This is a genomic window from Bacteroidota bacterium, assembly GCA_019637975.1.
Lineage (GTDB): Bacteria > Bacteroidota > Ignavibacteria > UBA10030 > UBA6906 > CAADGV01.
On the sequence record JAHBUR010000067.1, the window covers coordinates 1 to 4,963 of the forward strand.

Sequence of the window (4,963 nt, forward strand, 5' to 3'; positions counted from 1 at the left end):
GATGCTTTGTGGGCAAGCAAAACTCCGCCAGCGATGTCGCCGATGGCATAAATCATCGGGTCGGCGGTTTGCAGTTTGTCGTTCACCTGGATGAAACCCTTCTCGTCTTTCTGCAGTTTGGTGTTCTCAAGTCCGAGATCATTGCTGTTCGGAACGCGTCCGACGGAGACGAGCACGCGGTCGTACAGTTCCTCCATCTCTTTTCCGTTGTACTCCATCTGGACTTTGATCTGCTTCTTGTATGTCGACATTTTCTTGACTTTCGCTTTCAGGCGGATTTCCTTGAACGACTTCTCCGCTTTCTTGATTACCGGACGAATCAAATCCGGGTCGGCTCCCGTCAAAATCTGATCGAGTGCTTCCACGAGAACGATGCTGCTGCCGAGCGTCGCGTACACGGTGCTGAGCTCCATCCCGATATAGCCGCCGCCGACAACAAGAAGATTTTTCGGCACTTCCTCCACTTCGAGCGCCTCCGTGGATGTCATGATGCGCTTGTTGCCCAGATCAAACGCGGGAGGCATCGCCGGACGCGAGCCGGTGGCGATAATGGCCTTGTCATACGTGACGAATTTCTGTCCCTGCTTCGTTTCGACGCGTAGCGTTTTGGAATCCTCAAAGTATCCACGGCCAAACATCACCTCAACACCGCGGCTTTTTGCCAGCGTTGCAACGCCGCCGGTGAGCTTCCCCACGATGGAATTTTTCCACGCACGCATTTTGTTCAGATCAAGCTTCGCTTTGCCGAATACGATGCCGCGGTAATCGGAATCTTGCGCTTCATGGACCAGCTTCGCGGCGTGCAGATAGGCTTTTGATGGAATGCAGCCGACGTTCAGACACACACCTCCGAGCACATCGTCCTTCTCCACAAGAATCACTTTCTTGCCGCGGTCGGCGGCGTAGAATGCAGCCGCATGTCCGCCGGGACCGGAGCCGATGACAACGATATCTGTTTTGATTGATTTCATATCTTTCTTTCTTCTGTGTAGAATTCTGCCACCAAGAACCAAAGACTCAAAGGGATCACCAACGATATTTTAGAGTACATATCGTTTTATGCCATGTTTGATAAGTGGAACGTTGAAATTGATGAGATAACCTAACCTCTTGCCCAAAAGATGCAGATGGCTGAGGATCTGAGCCTGCCAGACCGGATTCATTTCTTCCACTGCCTTGAGTTCGCAAACAACCGAATCCTCGACCAGCACGTCCAATCTCAACCCTTCATTGAAGTGAAGGTCTTTGTAGCGAATAGGGAAATCTATCTGACGCTTGAAACAAAGTCCGCGTTGACCGAGTTCATAACAAAAACAAGACTCATAAATCTTTTCGAGAAGACCTGGACCCAATTCGTTGTGAACAGCGTACGCTGCATCCACTATCAGCTTCCCTATCTCCTCTTCTCGCGAGGAAAGCGGCAAGAATTCTTTATGTGTCTTTCCCATCTCACAGACTTTGTGTGGGACTTGGATTCTTGGGTTCTTCGTGGCGAACCTTCTCAGGACTTCACATCTTCTTCTTTGAATCCTTGCAGCGCTTGCACGAAATCAGTGATGAACCGCGCCGCATTCGCGCCATCTATCACACGATGGTCGTACGACAAGCCCAGCGGGACGATCACACGCTGCACGATCTTCTTGTTCTTCACAACCGCTTGCAATGAACCGCGTCCGACACCGAGGATTGCCACTTCAGGCTTGTTGATGATCGGCGTGAAGTGAGATCCCCCGATTCCACCCTGATTGGAGATCGTGAACGATCCGCCTTGCATTTCTTCAAGACTCACCTTCCGTTGGCGTGTGCGCTCGGCGATATCCTGCAACTCGATGGAGAGTTCGAGCATGCTCTTCTTGTCCACGTCACGAATAACGGGAACAATCAATCCCTGTTCGGTATCAACGGCAATGCCGAGATGATAGTAGTTCTTGTACACAATCTCTTCCGCCGCTTCATCCATGCTCGCGTTGAAGATCGGATGCTTTTTCAGCGTTTCGACCACTGCCTTCATGATGAAGGGTGTCAAAGTCAGATTCGCCTTTTTCTTCTCGTACGCTTTCTGATATTTCTTGCGCAAGGCAAGAACATCCGTGATGTCAACGTTATCGAACTGGGTAATGTGAGGGATTGTCGTCCACGACTCTGTCATCTTGTTGCTGATGGCTTTGCGGAGTTGCGACATTTTCTTCTTCTCGACGCTTCCCCATTTCGAGAAGTCAACGCTCACAGCGGCAGGCTTGGAAACGGCCGCCGCAGCAACTGCCGTGGCTTTGGGCTGGGCCCCGAGAGATTGAAGCCGTTGAATGTATGCCTTTACGTCCGAAAGGAGAATTCTCCCGCCGTTGCCGCTTCCGCGAATGCGGCTGAGATCAAGTCCGATGTCGCGGGCCATCTTGCGAAGAGAAGGCGAAGCCGGAGGTGGAAAACCGCCCGGTGATTTCACCGGCTCATCCATGATCTGCGGCATCATGGCAGGCACGGATTCTTCTGCAACGGCAACAGGTTCATCTTCCTCCAACTCCGTTGAAGGTTCAGTCGATGTAGAGACTTGCGATACAGCACCGGCATCTCCTTCGGCAACGGAAAAAATCAAAGTGCCAACCTTGATCTCATCTCCGTCTTTCACATGAATCTTGGTAATAGTTCCGGCAACGGGCGTAGGGATTGACGCAACTGCCTTCTCGCTTTCCAGTTCGAGAATGGATTGGTCTTTCTTCACCGTATCGCCTTCCTTGACAAATATCGTGGAGACGGTGCCGCTGTCGGCGCCTTCACCAAGACGGGGTAGTCGTACATCCATCTGCATTCCTTTCGAATATGACGTGCCACAGAGGCACGGAGACACAGAGTCTTTTAGAGAATGAGTCTTTTTATTCCGTTGGTCAGCATACGCGTATTGAAGTTGATGAGCAGACCAACCTTCGTTCCGGTTATCTTGAGATATGTGAGGACTTGAGCTTCAAAAACGGGGTCAAGCCTCTCAACGCTTTTCCATTCCACAATAACTCTGCCTTCGACAACTAAATCGACCCTGTATTCGCCGATACTGTGGCCTTTATAGACAACCGGATAAGAAACTTGTCGCTTGAAAGAGATGCCTACGCTTTCAAACTCTACACAAAGGGCGGATTCATAGGTGTTTTCCAGCAGCCCTGGTCCAAGTTGCCGATGAACTTCTATAGCGCAGCCTATTATCCGTTCGGTGAGTTTGTTGATTTCATCGAGGGAGCTATCAATTTCCATCAATAAGTAACTCCGTGTCTCGGTGTCTCTGTGGCTAAGCAACAATCGGAAACGCCTTCTCCGGATCCACGCCAAGTTCTATGATGGCCTTCTCGACGGCCTTCCTCGTCACGAATCCCTTTTGCGAAAGCTGGTATAGAGTGCCAATGACAATCGACTCCGCATCAACCTCGAAGAAACGGCGCAATTGTTTGCGTGTGTCGCTGCGTCCGAAGCCGTCTGTGCCGAGCGCCATCAACCCGCCGGGAACCCAGGGCGCGATCTGTTCGGCGATAATTCTCATGTAATCCGAGGCCGCAACAAAGACGCCATGCTCTTTCTCGAGAATCTGTTCGAGATAGGATCTCTTCGGTGTAGCTGTCGGGTGCAGCATGTTCCAATGCCGGGCGTTCAATGACTCGTTGCGCAGGCGCTTGTAGCTCGTTGCGCTCCATACATCCGCCGAGACATCGTAGTGTTCGGCGAGAATCTCCTGTGCGCGCAGCGCTTCGCGCATTATCGGCCCGCTTCCGAAGAGATGTGCCTTGTGCTTCAATTTCTTTTCGCCGACCTTGAATTTGTACAGGCCATTCAGAATGCCTTGCTCTGCGCCCAACGGCATCGGCGGCATGGTGTAGTTTTCGTTGTAGAGCGTGATGTAGTACCAGATTTTTTCGTTGTCTGCATACATGCGCTTCAGTCCATCCCAAATGATAACGGCGATTTCATACGCGAACGCCGGGTCATAGCACAACAGATTGGGAATGGTGCTTGCAAGAAGATGGCTGTGCCCGTCTTCATGCTGCAAGCCTTCGCCGTTCAGAGTTGTTCTGCCCGCCGTTGCGCCGCACAGAAACCCTTTTACCATCATGTCGCCTGCCGCCCACGCCTGATCGCCGATGCGCTGGAAGCCGAACATTGAATAGTAGATATAGAATGGAATCATGTTCACGCCATGCGAGGAATATGAAGTTGCCGCGGCAATAAATGATGCCATCGAACCGGCTTCCGTGATTCCTTCTTCAAGTATTTGTCCGTCCGTTGCCTCGTGATAGTAGAGCAACGTTTCGCTGTCGACAGGCTTATAAAGCTGTCCCTTCGGAGAGTAGATACCGACCTCGCGGAACAACGGATCCATACCGAACGTGCGGGCTTCATCGGGAATGATCGGAACTACCTGCTTGCCGATTTTCTTGTTGCGCAGCAATGCGCCAAGCAATCGAACGAACGCCATCGTTGTCGAAACTTCGAATCGCTCGGAACCTTTGAGGAATTCGCCGAAGTCGGCAAGCGACGGAACTTCAAGCGGCGCGGCTTTTTCCGATCTGACAGGAAGAAATCCGCCCAGAGCTGTACGGCGGGCAAGCAGGTATTTGGTTTCGGGACTTTCTTCAGCCGGACGATAAAACGGCGTATCAACAACGTCTTCGTCGCTGATCGGAATCTCAAACCGCTGACGGAACTCGCGAAGTTCCTTTTCGTTCAGCTTCTTCTGTTGATGCGTAACGTTGCGCCCTTCACCGCCTTCGCCGAGGCCGTAGCCTTTCACCGTCTTCGCGAGAATCACGGTTGGCTGACCTTTGTGGTTCATCGCGGCGTGGTATGCCGCATACACTTTTTGCGGATCGTGCCCGCCGCGCTTCATCTTGCGGATTTGTTCATCGGTAAGATGATTGACGAGTTCGAGCAGCTCGGGATATTTGCCAAAGAACTGTTTCCGCGTATGGCTCCCCGGCTCAAC

Annotated in this window: 5 protein-coding genes; all 5 read right to left on the reverse strand. The window is 51.8% G+C overall.

Annotated elements, in window-relative coordinates:
- On the reverse strand, positions 1-971 hold a 971-nt coding region (locus KF749_18530), incomplete at its 3' end, for a dihydrolipoyl dehydrogenase (GenBank protein MBX2993154.1).
- 69 nt (positions 972-1,040) lie between these two features.
- A complete protein-coding gene (locus KF749_18535) occupies positions 1,041-1,448 on the reverse strand; it encodes a GxxExxY protein (GenBank protein ID MBX2993155.1) in 408 nt (135 codons plus the stop codon).
- A gap of 53 nt (positions 1,449-1,501) precedes the next feature.
- Positions 1,502-2,800 carry a 2-oxo acid dehydrogenase subunit E2 gene (locus KF749_18540; protein MBX2993156.1) on the reverse strand — a complete coding sequence of 433 codons (1,299 nt, stop codon included), beginning with the start codon at positions 2,798-2,800 and terminating at the stop codon, positions 1,502-1,504.
- A gap of 53 nt (positions 2,801-2,853) precedes the next feature.
- The gene (locus KF749_18545) at positions 2,854-3,243 is read right to left on the reverse strand and encodes a GxxExxY protein (GenBank protein MBX2993157.1); all 390 of its coding nucleotides are present in this window, start codon (positions 3,241-3,243) and stop codon (positions 2,854-2,856) included.
- Positions 3,244-3,277: 34 nt separating this feature from the next.
- A partial coding sequence (locus KF749_18550; GenBank protein MBX2993158.1) for a pyruvate dehydrogenase (acetyl-transferring), homodimeric type occupies positions 3,278-4,963 on the reverse strand: 1,686 nt, incomplete at its 5' end.

Bases quoted from the DNA above. Each gene is read 5' to 3' on its own strand.
- KF749_18545 (MBX2993157.1), bottom strand. From the start codon at position 3,243: ATGGAAATTGATAGCTCCCTCGATGAAATCAACAAACTCACCGAACGG.
- KF749_18535 (MBX2993155.1), bottom strand. From the start codon at position 1,448: ATGGGAAAGACACATAAAGAATTCTTGCCGCTTTCCTCGCGAGAAGAG.
- KF749_18540 (MBX2993156.1), bottom strand. From the start codon at position 2,800: ATGGATGTACGACTACCCCGTCTTGGTGAAGGCGCCGACAGCGGCACC.